Source organism: Janthinobacterium sp. 1_2014MBL_MicDiv (genome assembly GCF_001865675.1).
In the GTDB taxonomy this organism is placed as follows: Bacteria; Pseudomonadota; Gammaproteobacteria; order Burkholderiales; family Burkholderiaceae_D; genus Janthinobacterium.
Map to the genome: position 1 here is coordinate 4,951,368 of NZ_CP011319.1, position 18,156 is coordinate 4,969,523.

13 protein-coding genes are annotated in these 18,156 nt (G+C 61.3%); all 13 read right to left on the bottom strand.

What is annotated here, in order from left to right; all coding sequences use genetic code 11:
* Positions 1–305: 305 nt before the first annotated feature.
* The gene (locus tag YQ44_RS21430; RefSeq protein WP_071325123.1) at positions 306–770 is read right to left on the bottom strand and encodes a hypothetical protein; all 465 of its coding nucleotides are present in this window, start codon (positions 768–770) and stop codon (positions 306–308) included.
* A complete protein-coding gene (gene dusA, locus YQ44_RS21435) occupies positions 770–1,765 on the bottom strand; it encodes a tRNA dihydrouridine(20/20a) synthase DusA (protein ID WP_071325124.1) in 996 nt (331 codons plus the stop codon). The genes YQ44_RS21430 and dusA overlap by 1 nt, the downstream gene beginning before the upstream one ends.
* 118 nt (positions 1,766–1,883) lie before the next feature.
* Positions 1,884–3,716, bottom strand: coding sequence for a translational GTPase TypA (gene typA, locus YQ44_RS21440; protein WP_071325125.1), 1,833 nt, complete (start codon positions 3,714–3,716; stop codon positions 1,884–1,886).
* A 342-nt stretch (positions 3,717–4,058) separates the two neighbouring features.
* A complete protein-coding gene (truB, locus tag YQ44_RS21445) occupies positions 4,059–4,994 on the bottom strand; it encodes a tRNA pseudouridine(55) synthase TruB (protein WP_071325126.1) in 936 nt (311 codons plus the stop codon).
* Positions 4,995–4,996: 2 nt separating this feature from the next.
* The gene (gene rbfA, locus YQ44_RS21450) at positions 4,997–5,413 is read right to left on the bottom strand and encodes a 30S ribosome-binding factor RbfA (RefSeq protein ID WP_071325127.1); all 417 of its coding nucleotides are present in this window, start codon (positions 5,411–5,413) and stop codon (positions 4,997–4,999) included.
* 116 nt (positions 5,414–5,529) lie between these two features.
* The gene (gene infB / locus YQ44_RS21455; protein WP_071325128.1) at positions 5,530–8,397 is read right to left on the bottom strand and encodes a translation initiation factor IF-2; all 2,868 of its coding nucleotides are present in this window, start codon (positions 8,395–8,397) and stop codon (positions 5,530–5,532) included.
* 46 nt (positions 8,398–8,443) lie between these two features.
* A complete protein-coding gene (nusA, locus tag YQ44_RS21460) occupies positions 8,444–10,009 on the bottom strand; it encodes a transcription termination factor NusA (RefSeq protein WP_071325129.1) in 1,566 nt (521 codons plus the stop codon).
* On the bottom strand, positions 10,006–10,494 hold the full coding sequence (gene rimP / locus YQ44_RS21465; protein WP_071325130.1) for a ribosome maturation factor RimP: 489 nt from the start codon (positions 10,492–10,494) through the stop codon (positions 10,006–10,008). The genes nusA and rimP overlap by 4 nt, the downstream gene beginning before the upstream one ends.
* Positions 10,495–10,836: 342 nt before the next feature.
* On the bottom strand, positions 10,837–12,903 hold the full coding sequence (gene rluB / locus YQ44_RS21470; RefSeq protein WP_071325131.1) for a 23S rRNA pseudouridine(2605) synthase RluB: 2,067 nt from the start codon (positions 12,901–12,903) through the stop codon (positions 10,837–10,839).
* Positions 12,896–13,684 (bottom strand): SMC-Scp complex subunit ScpB, encoded by a 789-nt coding sequence (gene scpB, locus YQ44_RS21475; protein WP_071325132.1) that lies wholly within the window; start codon positions 13,682–13,684, stop codon positions 12,896–12,898. Before scpB ends, rluB begins: the two co-directional genes overlap by 8 nt.
* Positions 13,685–14,078: 394 nt before the next feature.
* Positions 14,079–15,098, bottom strand: a complete 1,020-nt coding sequence (locus tag YQ44_RS21480; protein WP_071325133.1) for a glucokinase — start codon at positions 15,096–15,098, stop codon at positions 14,079–14,081.
* A gap of 375 nt (positions 15,099–15,473) precedes the next feature.
* Entirely contained in the window at positions 15,474–16,436 is a 963-nt protein-coding gene (locus YQ44_RS21485; RefSeq protein ID WP_071325134.1) for a VTT domain-containing protein, read from the bottom strand.
* A gap of 27 nt (positions 16,437–16,463) precedes the next feature.
* Positions 16,464–18,155, bottom strand: coding sequence for an ABC transporter ATP-binding protein (locus tag YQ44_RS21490; RefSeq protein WP_071325135.1), 1,692 nt, complete (start codon positions 18,153–18,155; stop codon positions 16,464–16,466).
* Position 18,156 lies beyond the last annotated feature (1 nt).

Sequence of the window (18,156 nt, forward strand, 5' to 3'; positions counted from 1 at the left end):
TGGTGAGATCAACATCAAACATTCATATGAGAAATATTTGTCTATAATCAATTATAGGTGTAAATTTTGCCTCAAAGCAAGCAATAAGTGCCTGAATAAATTGCAGATTAACTTTCTTCGGGGAAATGGCAACAAAGCCGTTTCTTGCCTTCTAGAAATGCCCCATGGCAGTGCGGGCGTGCGCCGAAACAGCGCATTTACAACACATGGCATAACCATATGACATCGTTCTGGAAGGGCGACTCAGAGGAAGGGGGAGTACGGACAATACCAGTGCGCCGGGACACCGGTCTAGACAAGTTGGATCAGCTGTCCCAACTGCAATGCATGACATAGGCGTGGCCGTCCACGCCAAAGACAAAGACGCTCCAGATGGCGCCCAGTTGCCCGCCCAGGCTGCGCTGGCCCGATGATACCAGTTGATACCAGTGCGGCTTGCTACCGAACAATTCAAGCAGTTCGCGCGCGAAACCGTCATATAAGCGGGCGTCGAGCGGCTGGCGCTCCGCCTCGCTTATCGGTCGCAGGCGCTCGAGCAGCCACTGGCGCGGCGTGCACAAGGCGCCGCTGCACGCCACCATCTCGATCGGCTGCAGGCGCAAGCCATCGGGCGTCACCTGCAGCGCGCGGCACAGCGCATCGAATGCGGCCGGCGGCGCGACGGCTCCCAGATACTCGCAAAGAAAGGCGCTGCCGTCATCCTTCAGCGCGCTGACGGCTTGCAGGTAGCCATGCAGCTGCTGCGCATGGCCGTGGCCGTCGCCGCGCATCAGGCCGGCAACGACAGGCGCGCCGCCGCTTCCAGCAGCAAGCGCGGGTCGCCCGAAGCAAGTTTCTTCGAATCGGACAAGGTCTGGCGGAAACCGCGCGCGCCGGGCAGGTTTTGCATCAGGCCCAGCATGTGGCGCGTGACGCTGTTCAGCTTCAAGCGCCCGGCTTCCTTCTCCAGCTGCGCACTGATGTACGGAATCATCGCCTCGAGCACCTGCTCGCGCGTCTTCACGGGCGACTCGTCGCCGTAATAGCGCTGGTCGAACTGCGCCATCACGTAGGGGTTGTGGTAAGCCTCGCGGCCCAGCATCACGCCGTCGAGGTGCTGCAGGTGCAGGTCGATCTCGTCCAGGGTCTTGATGCCGCCATTGATAATGAACTCGAATTGCGGAAAATCACGCTTCAAGCGGTAGGCATAGTCATACTTGAGGGGCGGCACTTCGCGGTTTTCCTTCGGGCTCAGGCCTTTCAGGATGGCGTTGCGCGCATGCACGATAAACGTCTTGCAGCCGGCATCGGCCACGGTGCCGACGAAGTCGCGCACGAAGTCATACGACTCGCTGTCATCGATGCCGATGCGGTGTTTCACCGTGACGTCGATATCGACCACGTCGCGCATGGCTTTCACGCAGTCGGCCACCAGTTGCGGCTCGGCCATCAGGCAGGCGCCAAACGCGCCCTTCTGCACGCGCTCGGACGGGCAGCCGCAGTTCAGGTTGACCTCGTCATAGCCCCACTGCTCACCCAGTTTGGCGCTGGTGGCCAGGTCCTTCGGGTCGCTGCCGCCCAGCTGCAGCGCCACCGGATGCTCTTCCTCGTTGAAGCGCAAATGGCGTTCCACGTCGCCGTAGACGAGCGCGCCGGTCGTCACCATCTCGGTGTAGAGCCAGGTGTGGCGCGTGATTTCGCGGTGGAACTTGCGGCAATGGCGGTCGGTCCAGTCCATCATCGGGGCGACGGACAGGCGGCGGGAAGGCAAAGAGGAGGAAGTCATGGTGTCTACAAAAAACAGGGACTGCAAATGACAAACCCGCTGCGCGCCTCACCAGTGACGGTGACGCGGCGCAGCGGGCCGGAAGCGGCATGGCCCGCGGGCCATGCTCTACAACATATTACGCGTCACGCGACGCTTTTTTACGCTCGTGCTCTTTCAGGAAGCGCTTGCGCAGGCGGATCGATTTAGGCGTGATTTCCACCAGTTCGTCGTCCTCGATGAATTCGACTGCGTATTCCAGCGACATCTGAATTGGCGGTACCAGGCGCACCGCTTCGTCGGTACCCGACGAACGCACGTTGGTCAGCTGCTTGCCCTTGATCGGGTTGACGACCAGGTCGTTGTCGCGCGAGTGGATGCCGATGACCATGCCTTCGTAGACCGGGTCATTGTGCGACACGAACATGCGGCCGCGGTCTTGCAGTTTCCAGATCGCGTAGGCAACAGCGGCGCCGTCGTCCTGCGAAATCAGCACGCCGTTGCGACGGCCAGCCATTTCGCCACGGGTGTTGTCGACTGGCGCGTATTCGTGGAATACGTGGCTCATCAGGCCGGTACCGCGGGTCAGGGTCATGAATTCGCCCTGGAAGCCGATCAGGCCACGCGCCGGGATCAGGTACTCGAGACGCACGCGGCCCTTGCCATCCGATTCCATGTTTTGCAGGTCGCCGCGACGACGGCCCAGTTCTTCCATGACGCCGCCCTGGTTGGCTTCTTCCACGTCGACCGACAGGTTTTCAAACGGCTCGTGGCGCACGCCATCGACCATCTTGAACACCACGCGTGGACGCGAAACGGCCAGCTCGAAGCCTTCGCGACGCATGTTTTCGATCAGAATCGTCAGGTGCAGCTCGCCGCGGCCCGATACTTCGAAGATCGTGTCGTCGTCGGTTGGCGCCACGCGCAGAGCAACGTTGGCTTTCAATTCTTTTTCCAGACGGTCACGCAGTTGACGCGAGGTAACGAACTTGCCTTCGCGGCCAGCCAGTGGCGAGTTGTTGACCATGAAGTTCATGGTCAGGGTCGGCTCGTCGACGGTCAGCATTGGCAGCGCTTCAGGCGTGTCCAGTGCGCACAGGGTCGAACCGATGCCGATTTCGTCGATACCGTTGATCAGGCAGATGTCGCCGGCGACGGCTTCGTCCACCAGCACGCGCTCCAGGCCCTTGAAGTTCAGCACCTGGTTGATGCGGCCCTTGATCGGGGTAGCGCCTGGGCCATTGATGACCAGCACGTCCTGACCGACCTTGACGGTACCGCGGTTGACGCGGCCAATGCCGATCTTGCCCACGTACGACGAGTAGTCGAGCGAGGTGATCTGCATTTGCAGCGGGCCTTCCGGATTGTCGTCGCGTACTGGAACGTGTTCCAGGATGGCGTCAAACATCGGCTTCATGTCGCCGCCGCGCACGTCTTCGGTCAGGCCGGCATAGCCGTTCAGGCCCGAAGCGTAAATGATAGGGAAATCCAGTTGTTCGTCGGTCGCGCCCAGCTTGTCGAACAGTTCGAACGTCTGGTTGATGGCCCAGTCCGGACGTGCGCCTGGACGGTCGATCTTGTTGACGATGACGATAGGCTTCAGACCCAGTGCCAGCGCCTTGCGCGTGACGAAACGGGTTTGCGGCATCGGGCCTTCTTGTGCATCGATCAGCAGCAGAACCGAGTCCACCATCGACAGAACACGTTCCACTTCGCCGCCGAAGTCGGCGTGGCCTGGGGTGTCGACGATGTTGATGTGGGTGCCTTCGTACTCAACGGCGCAGTTCTTCGACAGAATCGTAATGCCGCGCTCCTTTTCCAGGTCGTTCGAGTCCATGACTCGGGTGTCGACCGCTTGGTTTTCACGGAAGGTGCCGGACTGACGCAGCAGCTGATCCACGAGGGTGGTTTTGCCGTGGTCAACGTGGGCGATAATGGCGATATTACGAATTGCGCGTTTTGTATTTGACATGGTCGTAGTAGTTACTGAAAAACTGCGGAGTGCGTACAAGGTGTACGAGATACCCGAATGCTAATCTATTTCCGGAACCGCGTAGTATAGCATGTTGCGTTGCAACGCTATCTAAAAATGCTGGCGGCTCCCGCAGTCGGGGACGGATTGTTTAAAAATGCGACACCGGGTTAGCAGTGTCGCTGATCAATATGACTTGACCATGACTTACCTATGACTTGACGGCACCGGACAAAACCGTCGCGAGCGGAAGTGAGTTGTGGCCAAGAAGCGCAGCCGTGCACATGCACAGTGAGCCTCGCAGGTCGCAAATCACGACGCGCAGCAGGTTTGCTCAGGTGTTCACTGATGCGCCGTGGCGATCAGACGCTCCGGCGCCAGGATGCTGTACTCCTGCAACTGGCCCGTGCCCAGCAGCTTGCTGTCGTGGTACACGCGTACCCGGCCCGGTTCGGCTGGCACGGCGACGTCTTCCTTGCCCAGCGCGATGCGCTGGCCATGCAGGAAGCGCTTGGCCAATTCTTCCGTCAGCTGCACGGCGGGAAAGCTCGACAGCAAGGCATCGACGGGCGCCAGCAAGCTCAACGGAGCGGCATGCGCCGTCAATTCGTCGAGCGTGACGACGCCGTCGAGGGTCAAACTGCCCACCTGCGTGCGGCGCAAGGCGTTCAGATGGGCGCCGCAGCCGAGCGCATGGCCGATGTCTTCGCCCAGCACGCGGATATACGTGCCCTTGCTGCACATCACGGACAATTTCAGGAACGGGGCTTCGTAGCCGAGGAATTCGAGCTTGTGAATGGTCACCGGGCGCGCTTCGCGCTCCAGGGTGATGCCCGCCCTTGCATACTCATATAAGGGCTTGCCGTCTCTTTTCAAGGCCGAGTACATGGGCGGCGTCTGCAAGATCGGCCCGCGGAACCGCGCCAGCACGGCCTCGATCTGCTCCTGCGTGACGTTGACGTCGCGCGTTTCCAGCACTTCGCCCTCGGTGTCGCCCGTATCCGTCGTCTGCCCCAGGTGCACCAGGGTTTCGTAGGTTTTATCGGCTTCCAGCAAATCCTGCGAGAACTTGGTCGCCTCGCCAAAGCACAGCGGCAACAAGCCCGTGGCAAATGGGTCCAGCGTGCCCGTATGGCCCGCCTTCTTCGCGTTCAGCACGCGCTTGGCCTTGATCAGGGCATCGTTGCTGGACCAGCCCACGGGCTTGTCGAGCAGCAAGACGCCATCGACCAGGTCGCGCACCCGCTTGATGCCGGGCGGTTTCTTCGGACCGGCCACTGTTATTGCTCGTCCGCTTCTGGTTTGACGTCCGGCTCGGCATCGGCCGCGCGCGTGGCGTTCGCCTTGTCGATCAGCAAGGACATTTCCATGCCGCGCGAGGTCGAGCTGTCGTGCACGAAATGCAGCATGGGCAGGGTGTGGATATGCAGGCGCTTGCCCAGCAAGCCACGGATGAAGCCAGCGGCGGCCATCAGGCCTTCGGTGGTGTTCTTGATGGCTTCCTTGCTGTCTTTCAACATCGTGAAAAACACCTTGGCGTGTGCGTAGTCGGGCGTGATCTGCACTTCGGTGACGGTGATCATCGTGCCGACACGGGGGTCTTTCAGTTCGTAGGCGATGATTTCAGCCAGATCGCGCTGGATCTGGTCTGCCACGCGCAAGCCGCGCGCCGGCATGGTTTTGCTATGTTTAGCCATGATAGTAAGTGCTGTCCTAAGTGCCGCAGGGCGCATGGGTCAAACGGTTGCCCGTTGACCAATGCGCCCCACGTGTTTGCGCGGACAACGATATGTCCGCGCCATTACTGCTGTGATTACAGGGTACGAGCGATTTCCTGGACTTCGAATACTTCCAGTGTGTCGCCAACCTGAATGTCGTTGTAGTTCTTCAGCGACAGGCCGCACTCCAGACCGGCGCGAACTTCTTTCGCATCGTCCTTGAAGCGCTTCAGGGAGTCGATCTCGCCGCTCCAGACCACGATGTTGTTGCGCAACAGGCGGACGGAAGAAGCACGCTTGACCACGCCATCGGTGACCAGGCAACCGGCAATCGCGCCCACTTTCGAGACCAGGATAACCTGGCGGATCTCGACCTGGCCGATGACGGTTTCGCGTTTCTCTGGCGCCAACATGCCCGACAACGCCGATTTGATCTCGTCGATCGCATCGTAAATGATGTTGTAGTAGCGAATGTCCACGCCATTCGACTCGGCCAGCTTGCGTGCCTGGGCATCAGCACGGGCGTTGAAGCCGATGATGACCGCTTTCGAGGCGACTGCCAGGTTGACGTCCGATTCCGTGATGCCGCCGACGGCCGCGTGTACCACTTGTACGCGCACTTCGGAGGTCGACAGTTTCTGCAAGGAACCAACCAGCGCTTCCTGCGAACCTTGCACGTCGGTTTTGATGATCAATGGCAAGTTTTTGACTTCGCCTTCGGCCATCTGGTCGAACATGTTTTCCAGTTTCGCGGCTTGTTGCTTGGCCAGTTTCACGTCACGGAACTTACCTTGACGGAACAGACCAATTTCACGCGCCTTGCGCTCGTCCGCCATGACGACGACTTCTTCACCGGCGACCGGCACTTCCGTCAGACCCTGGATTTCGACCGGAATCGAAGGACCCGCTTCAGCGATGGCCTTGCCGTTCTCGTCCAGCATGGCGCGAACACGGCCATACGACGAGCCAGCCAGAATCACGTCGCCGCGCTTCAGGGTACCGGACTGCACCAGGATCGTCGCGACAGGACCACGGCCCTTGTCCAGACGCGCCTCGACAACCAGGCCGCGCGCAGGCGCATCGACCGGTGCCGTCAATTCCAGCACTTCGGCTTGCAACAGCACTTGTTCCAGCAGATCGTCGATGCCCTGGCCCGTTTTGGCCGAGACCGGCACGAATGGCGATTCGCCACCGTATTCTTCCGGCACGACTTGTTCGGCAACCAGTTCCTGCGTCACGCGGTCCACGTTGCCACCCGGTTTGTCGACCTTGTTGATCGCCACCACCAGCGGCACGCCGGCTGCTTTCGCATGGGCAATCGCTTCTTTCGTTTGCGGCATCACGCCATCGTCGGCGGCAACCACCAGAATAACGATGTCGGTTGCCTTGGCGCCACGGGCACGCATCGCGGTAAACGCTTCGTGACCCGGGGTGTCGAGGAAGGTGATCATGCCGCGTGGCGTATCGACGTGGTAAGCGCCGATGTGCTGCGTAATGCCGCCCGCTTCGCCGGAAGCAACCTTGGCGCGACGAATATAGTCCAGCAGCGAGGTCTTGCCATGGTCGACGTGACCCATGACGGTGACCACCGGTGCGCGTGGCTTGGTTTCGAAGTGCGCGTGTTCGCCCACATCGGCCAGCAACGCTTCCGGATCGTCCAGTTCGGCGGCGAACGCCTTGTGGCCCATTTCTTCCACCAGAATCATGGCGGTTTCCTGGTCCAGCACCTGGTTGATCGTGCACATCTGGCCCAATTTCATCAAATGCTTGATGACTTCGGATGCCTTGACGGACATTTTGTGCGCCAGTTCGGCCACGGTGATCGTTTCCGGTACGTGCACGTCCTTGACGACGGCTTCCGTCGGTGCCTGGAAGTTCGATTCACGGTCGTCATGGTGCGTCGGGCGACGGCCCTTCGCGCCACCGCGCCAGCTGTCACGGCCGCCTGGGCCGCTGTTGCCGCGTGGCTTGGGACCACCGGTGGTGCCGCGTTTTTTCGCGTCATCGGACCAGGTGGACGACACATTGGCCGACTTGATGGATTTCTTGTCTGCAACAACAGGCTTCTTGTCTCCCGGCTTGTCGCCAGGTTTCTTGTCAGCAGGCTTATGCAGCGTGCCTTCCGGCGCCTTCGGCTTGACCGGTACCGGCACTGGCTCAGGGGCTTTGATGGCGCGGCGTGGCGCGTTCATCATGGCCTTGATCTGGGCGACTTCGTCGGCAACAGCCTTGCGTGCACGCTCGGTGGCTTCCGCTTTGTCGGCGGCTTCCTTGGCGGCAACAGCAGCGGCGGCGGCTTTTTTCTTCGCTTCTTCAGCGGCAGCGGCTTTTTTCGCTTCCGCAGCGGCGTCGTCGGCGACGGCCGGCGTGCCGGCGGCAGCGGCAGCAACCACGGTGGCGGCCTTGGCGGCGGCTTTCTTGGCTTCTGCTTCGGCTTCTTTCTTCGCGGCCAGTTCAGCCTGTTGCGTGGCTTTCGCCTGGGCTTCTTTTTCCGCGTCGAGCTTGGCCAGACGTTCTTGCTTTTCGCGCAGATCGGCTTCCTGGCGGGCGATCAGTTCTGCCTGTTTACGGGCATCTTCTTCACGGCGCGCCACTTCGGCGGGATCGATTACCGGTGCGGCAGGCGCGACCGGCTCAGCGGCGGCGACCGGCGCCGCTTCGTCACGCTGGACGAAGGTGCGTTTCTTGCGCACTTCCACCTGGATGGTGCGCGATTTGCCGGTTGCGTCAGCTTGCTTGATCTCAGTCGTTTCCTTGCGGGTCACGGTGATTTTTTTCTTTTCTGTGTCAGCCGCTGCGCCATGGGTGCGGCGCAGATGATCCAAAAGCTTGTCCTTATCATCTTTCGACAATGGATCTGACGTCGAACTTTTTTCGACGCCGGCAGAACGCAGCTGCGTCAGCAGCAAATCTGCAGGCATCTTCAGTTCGGTGGCAAATTGGGCTACGTTGTTACTCGCCATTCAGTCCTCTTTTCTATGTGTCGCGGAGATGATAAAGATACTCAAATTAAGCCTTTGCGGATTCGGCCAGACTCCATGCCTTGGCTTGCAACGCCTTGGCACGATCGTCGTATTTCGAGTCAACCAACTTCATCTCATCGTCGGTCACATCTTTAAATTCACTTGTAATCAGTTCACGCGCACGGTCCGCAGACAAGGCCAGGATTGCGCCAAATTCGTCGTATGCCAGTGCTGCAAATGCTTCAACGGTCTTGATACCAGCCAGACCCAGCTTGCCGGCGGTGACGCGGTCCATGCCTTCCAGACTCACCAACGCCTCGTCCATGCCTTCCAGACCCTCTTCCGAAGCGATCGCTTCGGTCACGAGCGCATCACGCGCACGGGTACGGAGTTCATTGACGGTATCTTCGTCAAACGATTCGATTTCCAGCATTTCGGAAATTGGCACGTAAGCGATTTCTTCCAGACTGGCGAAACCTTCTTCCACCAGAATATCGGCCACTTCCTGGTCGACATCGAGCTTTTCCATGAACAGGATGCGCACGGCAGCCGTTTCCTGGGCAGCTTTGTCGGCCGATTCTTCGGCCGTCATGATGTTGATCTTCCAGCCGGTCAGTTCCGACGCCAGGCGTACGTTCTGGCCGGAGCGGCCGATCGCGATCGCCAGGTTTTCTTCATCGACGACGACATCCATCGCGTGTTTCTCTTCATCGACCATGATCGACGAGACGTTCGCCGGCGCCAGGGCGCCGATGACGAACTGCGCCGGATCTTCCGACCACAGCACGATGTCGACGCGCTCGCCGCCCAGCTCACCGGTCACGGCCTGCACGCGCGAACCGCGCATGCCGACACAGGTGCCGATCGGGTCGATGCGCTTGTCGGCCGTGTAGACGGCGATCTTGGCGCGTACGCCGGCATCGCGGGCCGCCGATTTGATTTCCAGCATGCCTTGCTCGATTTCCGGCACTTCCAGCTCGAACAGCTTCATGATGAATTCTGGCGCGGTGCGCGACAGGATCACTTGCGGGCCGCGCATATTGCGGTCGATGCGCAGGATGTAGGCACGCACACGGTCGCCGATACGCAGATTCTCTTTCGGGATCATCTGGTCGCGTGGCAGGCGCGCTTCGATCTTGCCCGACTCGACGATGGCGTCGCCGCGTTCCATGCGCTTGATGGTGCCGGTGACGAGCGAATCGCCGCGTTCCAGGAAGTCGACCAGGATCTGTTCGCGCTCGGCGTCACGCACGCGCTGCAGGACGACCTGTTTGGTATCCTGGGCGAAACGGCGGCCGAATTCGACGGATTCGATCGGTTCTTCGATGTGATCATCGACTTCGATATCGGGAATCTGTTCTTTTGCCTCGAAATGCAGGATCTCCTGATCCGGCAATTGCAGGCCCGCTTCATCGGGCACCACGTGCCAGCGGCGGAACGATTCGAATTCGCCCGTTTCGCGGTCGATCGAAACGCGGATGTCTACCTCACCCTCATACCGTTTCTTCGTGGCTTGCGCCAACGCGAATTCGAGGGCGCCGAAGACGACATCTTTATCGACGTTTTTTTCGCGCGCCAGCGCGTCAACCAATAATAAAACTTCGCGGCTCATGCTTTGCGTCCCTTAAAAACCACCTGCGGCACCAAGCGTGCCTTATCCACATCGGCGAGCGTAAACTCCAACATCGCCGGACCATCCTTACCTTCAAATTCCAACGACAATTTATCGCCCACGGGTTCTTGCAGAATCCCCTGGAACGATTTCCGGTTGTTCGTACCCGGCATCGCCACGTTCAGCTTGACGATGATTTCCTGGCCTGCGAAACGGACAAAGTCTTCCAGCTTGCGCACCGGACGATCGAGACCCGGGGAAGAAATCTCGAGACGCTCGTAAGGAACGTTCTCTACCGTCAACACATGCGATAACTGGTGACTGACCGTGGCACAGTCTTCGACCGTGATCGGACCTTTTTCAGCGGCATCGGCGGCGCTGAAATCAATAAAGACGCGCAGCAGCCCGCGCTCGGCACGTTCGACATCAACGAGCTCATAGCCCAGACCTGTGACTGTCTTTTCAATTAATCCCAACTGCTGCAAGAAATTCTCCAGAAAAAGGCCTGTTTTTCAGCATTGCGGCACTGCAACAGCGCCGACGGCATGCAAAAGAACACGCACAAGTCATATATGGCCCCTTGCGGAGCCATTACAAACGGTTCAACAAAAAAAAAATGGGCATCTGCCCATCTTCTTGTATTTCCCCAACCAGATGAAAGCACCCCCCACCAAACAACCCTGCGGAGAACTTTTATTAGGCTGCAGATTATAACCTCTTATTAACTTCGCCGCAATGCCGCACACGAGGAGCGGCCCGGCTTACAACAGTTACAAGAGCGCGCACCCGGGGCAAATAATCGGGGGCGCGAGAAGCAATCCTCTGAATTAACCTTTGCTGCGACGGCGCGGCATGCCATCCATGCCGCCACGATCCATGCCGCCGCGCGGCTGGCCACCGGAGCGCGCCTGACCACCAGCACCGCCCGCATTGCGGCGCGGACCCGTGTTGGCGAAACCGAATGCCGTTTGCAGCGGATCGGGCTGGCGCGGACCGCGTTGCGGCGCGCGGCCTTCGCCGCCACCGGCCGGACGGCCCTGGCCTGCCGCACGCGGCGGACGACCCTGGCCTTGCGGCGCGCCTTCGAACGACGCCGACGAACGGGGCTGGCCACCCTGGAACGGACCTTGCGGCTGGCCACGGCCAGGACCACGCGCTTCGCCAGGACGGCCACTGCCGCCTGGGCGACCCTGGCCTTGCGGACGGGCAAACTGGCCTTGCGGCTGGCCACGGCGCGGCGCGACCGGGAATGGATCGGCGTTGCGGTTGCTCACATCGATGCGGTTGCCGTTCGGCTCATCGTCGCGGCTGGCCTTGCGTGCTTCGCGGCCCTTGGCGGCGCCGGCGGCACGGGGATCGCCCGAAGGCGGCATTTTCTTTTCGATGCCGTAGGCGGCCAGCAGGTCGCGCACGGTGTTTTCATCCATCTCTTCCCAGCGGCCGCGTTTAAGGCCGCTCGGCAGGGTCATGGCGCCGTAGCGGGTACGGATCAGGCGCGAAACGGTCAGGCCGATCGCTTCGAACATGCGGCGCACTTCGCGGTTACGGCCTTCGCCGATGACCACGCGGTACCACTTGTTGATGCCTTCGCCGCCGCCATCGGCGATCTTGGAGAATTGCGCCAGACCGTCTTCCAGCTCGACGCCGGCCAGCAGCTTCTGGCGCATGCCCTCTTCCAGCTCGCCCAGCGTACGCACGGCGTATTCGCGGTCGATGCCGTAGCGCGGGTGCATCAGGCGGTTGGCCAGGTCACCGGACGTGGTAAACAGCAGCAAACCTTCCGTATTGAAGTCGAGGCGGCCGACGGCCAGCCATTTGCCGGCCTTCATGGTCGGCAGGCGGTCGAACACGGATGGGCGGCCGTCCGGGTCATTATGGCTGACGATTTCGCCGGCTGGCTTGTGATACACCAACACGCGCGGCGGCTTCTTGCTGACGCGGCGCTGGATCAGTTTGCCGTTGATGCGCACATGGTCGCTCGGCAAGATGCGCTGGCCGATATGGGCTGGCTCGCCATTCACGGAGACGCGGCCGGAAATGATCAGGTCCTCCATGTCGCGGCGCGAACCGAGGCCGGCTTCGGCCAGCACCTTGTGCAGCTTCGGCGCGTCGTCGTCGGACGTCAGGTCGCGGCGCACGGCGGCTTTTTGCACGCGGCCCGTGCCGCCCTCTTCGCTGTCGAAAGCGTCGGAGGTGACGAAGGAGAACACGGCGTCAGCATCGCTGAGCTTGCCCGGCGCGGCCTGGCGGCCCTTGCCCTTCTTGCGGCTCTTGCCGGCATTCTTGCCGGCGCCCGGCACGTCGTTGCGCGGACCGCGCGGCAGGCGCGGGCCAGACACGAGATTGCCTTCGGCATCGAACACATCGGCGACGGGCGCGGCCGGTGCCGCATCGGCGGCCTGCGGCGCTTCGGCGCTGTCAACAGGCGGACGCGGCGGCTGGCGCAGCGCGCGCTCGGCTTGCACGCCACGCATCTGACGCGGACCGCGCGTCGGGCGCGCTTCGGCTGGCTTCTCGGCCACGGCTTCCGGCGCAGCTTCCGCTTCGGCGGCGGCGGCCTTGGCGGCGGCGCGGGCGCGCGGCGGACGCGGCGCCGGGGCGGCAACCGCTTCGGCAGCGGCTTCCGCCGCGTCGGCCACGGCCTTCAGGGCTGGCTTGGCGCGGGTTTTCTTGGCGGCCGGCGCGACATCGGCAGCGGCAGCATCGGCAGCGACGGGCGCATCGGCGGCCACGTCGGCTTTCGTGCGGCGCTTCGGCTTGGCGGCAACGACGTCGCCAGCAGCGGCAGCGGCTGCCGTATCGGCTTCGATCTGGGCCTTGGTGCGGCGCTTGGGCTTGGCAACGATGGCTTCGTCGCTGGCGGTAACTGTCTCGGGTGTATTCGGATTATTCATTCTTCGTTTCTTGGCTGTGCTGACCTGGCGCAGCGTCAACCGTTAGTTCTGGCGCAGGGTCGTGAGTGTAGGCTTCGTCCATGGGCGAAGCATCGGGGCCGGCATCAAGGCTTGCTGTCACATCTGTCACAGCCGTATTGCTACCTGCACCAAGCTGTAGGGCAACTTCATTCGTTGCCTTGTCAAAATTTTCTTGCAGGGCCGCTTCCAGGGCTTCAAGCCCATTGCCCTGCATTTCACTGATTTGCTGCAACGGCGGCAGCTGGGACAGCGAATGCAAACCCAGGTCATCCAAAAACTGCTTGGTGGTGGCCAGCAAGGCCGGCCGTCCCACCACGTCGCGGTAGCCGATCGCATCGACCCAGCCGCGGTCTTCCAGCATCTTGATCGTCTGCGAATTGACGGCAACGCCGCGAATTTCCTCGATATCGCCGCGCGTCACCGGCTGGCGATAGGCGATGATGGCCAGGGTTTCCAGCGTCGCCCGCGAATACTTGGGCGGCCGCTCCGGCGTCAGGCGGTCCAGATACATCTTCATTTCAGGACGGCTTTGAAAACGCCAGCCGGAAGCGAGGCTGACGATCTCGATGCCGCGTCCTTCCCACTCATCGCGCAACTCTTCCAGCAGCTGCTTGATCGTGTCGGCGCCAACACCGACGCCGCGCACGCGGCCATTCTCGTCCGCATCGACGAACAGCTTCTTCAAGCTGTGGATCGACAGCGATTCACGAGCGCACAGCAATGCGGTTTCGAGGACTTTCTTAGCCTCAATTGTATTCATAGCAATTCTGTGCGGATGTGTGTTGCAATTCGTATGCAGAGAAAGAAATCAAAACGTTCATTTCAACGTAACAGATGGCAGACATCGATGATGACGCCGTGCTGGGTTACTAGTTGAGGCTGTTTCCGACGCCTTGGCCGATGCGCGCAAAGCGGGACTTGCGGATGCAGTGAAAGTCCTGCGATCCATGGTGCTGGCCTTAAATAACCAGCAATGAAACGATATCCGGAGCAGCTGCTTCCCCTGTGGCGGCACATCAGCCAGGCAGGCGAGCAACAGTCGTCGTTTCATCCAACGATGCCAATTGTACCTGATAAAAAGCGGAAAAGCGCAAAACCGGGCAAAACACGCGTTTTACCCGGCCCTGGCGCGACACATCACCCTGCCCTTCGCCTTACAGGGAGGCGAGTTTCTCCGAGAGAATGGCCGATGCACCCAGGAAAGCTGGGTACTGCGCCGTGATGACAAACGTCGGCACTTGCGACACGTAGTTGGCAAAGCGGCCCTTGCGCTCGAAGCGGGCGCGGAAACCGGAGCGGTCGAAGCGCTGTCCCAGGCGTGGCACGATGCCGCCGCCTATATAGATACCGCCGAGCGCGCCCAGGGTCACGGCGACGTTGCCCGCCACCGTGCCCAGCATGCAGCAGAACGCCTCGATGACGTCGTCGCACAGCTGGGATTCGCCGGCCAGCGCGCGGCGCGTGATTTCCGCCGCCGTCAAGTCTTCGGCCGGCACGCCGGCGCGGTCGGCCAGGGCGCGGTAGATCAGTTCCAGGCCGTCGCCGGAAATCAGGCGCTCGGCCGAGACGTGCTCGTATTCGCGCCAGGCAAATTGCAAGATGCTCACTTCCGTCTCATTGAACGGCGCGAAGCTCACATGACCGCCTTCGCTTTGCAGGGCGATCCAGCCGCCATGCGACGGAATCAGGCCCGACACACCGAGGCCCGTGCCGGCACCGATCAGGCCGATGGCCGTGTTCGGACGCGCCGTGCCGGCGCCGATCTGGTGCTTTTGCTCGCTCGACAGCAGCGGCAGCGCGCGCGCCAGGGCCGTGAAATCGTTGACCACGTCCAGGGTCGTGAAACCGCACTCTTCGCGCATGGCGCGGATCGAGAACGACCAGTGGTGGTTCGTCATGCTGAGGAAGTCGCCGTCGACGGGGTTGGCGATGGCGATCATGGCATGGCGCACGGCTTGCCCGCCTGCGGCGGCCACATGCGGCAAGGCCAGGTAGGCTTGCAGCGCGGCGGACAGGCTCGGGTAATCGGCGCAAGGCAGCACTTCCACCAGGATGATGTGGCCGGTGGCCACTTCCAGGGCGAAACGGGCATTGGTGCCGCCCACGTCGGCCAGCAGGCGCGGTCCATCGGCGAAGGCGGAAGTCGGCAGTACGGGAGAAGACGAAGCGCTCATGATTTGAATTATGAAGTGGGACGCATGGGACGCCAAGCTTAAAGGATGAATGCGCCCGGAGGCAAGCAAAGTTTGTAGTTTAAGTACATCAAAACAAGCCTTTATTGGTAGTTCCACTCCAAATGCAACAGGCAGCGTCAAAGTTGCTCACGAACAATGATTTATAGTAAGTACTTGCACTCGCCAGCCATGTGAAAAGCATGCTGCACAGCAGCAGGAATTGCCTTGAAAGCAGAGTATGCCGGAGTTTGCGCAAAGCTGCTTTATACGCGACGGCGCAGGTGCGGCACTGCCGTCCGGACGGCCCGGCGACGCTGTTTTCGTATTATTACTACCGGTTTTTACGACCGGCCTGCGTGCAGGATGCGGCGTGGATCAGGATGGCAAACCTTCGCCCAGCAGGCTGGCCGGTACGGCCTGATCGGAGCGGTAGGCGGCATTCCAGGCATCGAGGCCGCCATGCAGGGGCTTGGCCCGGTGGAAGCCGTGCTGATGCAGCAGCGTGGCCACTTGCGCGGCCGTCACATCGTTAGGACAGCTGCAATACACGATGATGTGGCGGTCCTTGTCCATGGCGATCATGGCTGGTACCGGTTCCTTGCCGTTGAAGAACAAGGCACCCGGCACGGCCGGCTCCAGCGCCTGCGCCGTGGCGCTGCGGGCGTCGACCATCAACGGGTCCTCGCCCTGCTCGATCAGGTCCAGCAATTCGTCGATGCCGATGCGTTCGATCTGCAAGGCCTGGCGGAAACGCCGGCGTTCGAGGAATTTGTACAGCAGGAACAATCCCAGCAGGGTCGCCAGCACCAGCAGGGCCGTGCTGCCCATGGTGCTGAGCAAATCGAGCACTTGCTGCACGCTGGCATGGAAGATCACGCCAACGACGATGCCCGTGCCGCTCCACAGCAAGGCGCCCAGGCCCGCGTACAGGAAGAACAGGCCCGGCGGCGTGCCCAGCGCACCGGACATGGGCGCGGCCACGGTATTGAAGCCCGGCACGAATTTGGAAACGATCAGGGCTTTCGGGCCCCAGCGCTTGAACTTGTCTTCCGTCTGGCTGACGCAGTAATCGGGCGACAGCGAGATGCGGCACAGCAGGCGCAGGATGCGCTTGCCGAAATGACGGCCCGCGCGGAACCACGTGAAGTCGCTGATCAGGCAGGCGCCCAGCGCCGCGGCCAGCACCAGCGCCCCATTCATGTCGCCATCGACGGCCAGCGCGCCCGCCACCACGAGGATGGGGAAGGCGGGAATCGGCAGGCCGAGCTGCTCCACCAGCACGATGCCAAAGACGATCAGGACACCGTAATGTTCGAGCAGGTAAATGAGGTTGGGCATGGCCGCTATCTTACCGTAAAAGCGAATTTAAACCTGGACGCCTTTCGGAATGGCGCTGAGCAGGGTACGCGTGTACGGATGGACGGGATTGCGGTACAGCTCATCCGAATCGGCCAGCTCCACCACTTGCCCCTTATGCATCACCATCACCTGGTCGGCGATGTATTTGACCACCGACAAATCGTGCGAGATGAAGATGTACGACAGTCCGAATTCATCCTGCAAATCCTGGAGCAGGTTCAATACCTGCGCCTGCACCGACACGTCGAGTGCGGACACGGATTCGTCGCAGACTAGAATTTCCGGCTGCATGGTCAGGCAGCGGGCGATCGCGATGCGCTGGCGCTGGCCGCCGGAAAACTCGTGCGGATAGCGGTGGAAAGCCTGCTCCGGCAAGCCCACCTTGTCGAGCAGCCAGTACGCCTTGGCGATGCGTTCCTTGTCATCGGCGCCGATGTTGTGGATGCGCATAGGCTCGAGCAAGATCTGCCCCACCGTAAAGCGGGGGTTCAGCGAGGCATACGGATTCTGGAAAATGATCTGGATGCGGCGCTTATACGGCAGATATTCCTTGTTCGGCATGGCGATCAGGTCCTTGCCGTGGAACATGGCCGTGCCGCCCGTCGCCTGGTGCAGGCGCAGCAGGGTCAGGCCCACCGTCGTCTTGCCGGAACCGGATTCGCCCACCACGCCCAGTGTCTTGCCACGCGGCAAGGTGAACGACACGTCCTTGACGGCCTGGAACTCGCGCTTGCCGAACAGGCCCTCGCGCGTATAAAAGCTCTTGCTCAGATTATTCACCACCAGCACCGGCTCGTCGCCCGGCGTGTAGCCGCGCGTGCGCTGCTTCACTGCCACGCCGGGACCGGCCTTGCCTTCCATATAGTCGGCGATGACGGGCAAACGCCACGGGCGCTCGTCCAGGGACGGACGGCAATGCAGCAGGGCTTTGGTATAGGCATCGGTCGGCGCTTCGAATACCTGGCGCACCTCGCCCGTCTCGCGCACTTCGCCGTGACGCATGACGATCACCTGGTCGGCAATTTCTCCCACCAGGCCCAGGTCATGGGTAATGAACAGCACGGACATCTGGTGTTTCTTTTGCAGCGCCGCGATCAGGTCCATGATCTGTTTCTGGATCGTCACGTCCAGCGCCGTCGTCGGTTCGTCGGCGATCAGGAGCTTCGGCTCGCAGGCAATCGCCATGGCGATCATCACGCGCTGCTGCTGGCCGCCCGACATCTGGCTCGGGTAGGCGTCGATCTTGGTGGCCGGATCGGGAATGCCGACTTCCTCGAGCAGCGCCAGCGTGCGCGCCCGCGCCTGCTTGCGGTTCATGCCCATGTGCTGGCGCAACACTTCGGCGATCTGGAATCCCACGGTGAAGACGGGGTTCAGCGACGACATCGGCTCCTGGAAGATCATCGAAATATCCTTGCCGCACATGGTGCGCCGCTCGGCAATCGACAATTGGAGCAGGTCGCGCCCGCCGAAATGGATGCTGGAGCCGGGATCGATGATCGTGTTATCCGGCGGCAACAAACCCATCACGGCCAGCGAGCTGACGGACTTGCCGCTGCCCGATTCGCCCACCAGCGCCACGGTGCTGTTGCGCGGCACGTTGAACGAGATGCCCTTGACGGCTTCGAACGTGGTCTTCTTGTCCAGGCGGAAGGTGACGCGCAGGTCGCGCACTTCCAACAGGTTATTCTGGTCCATG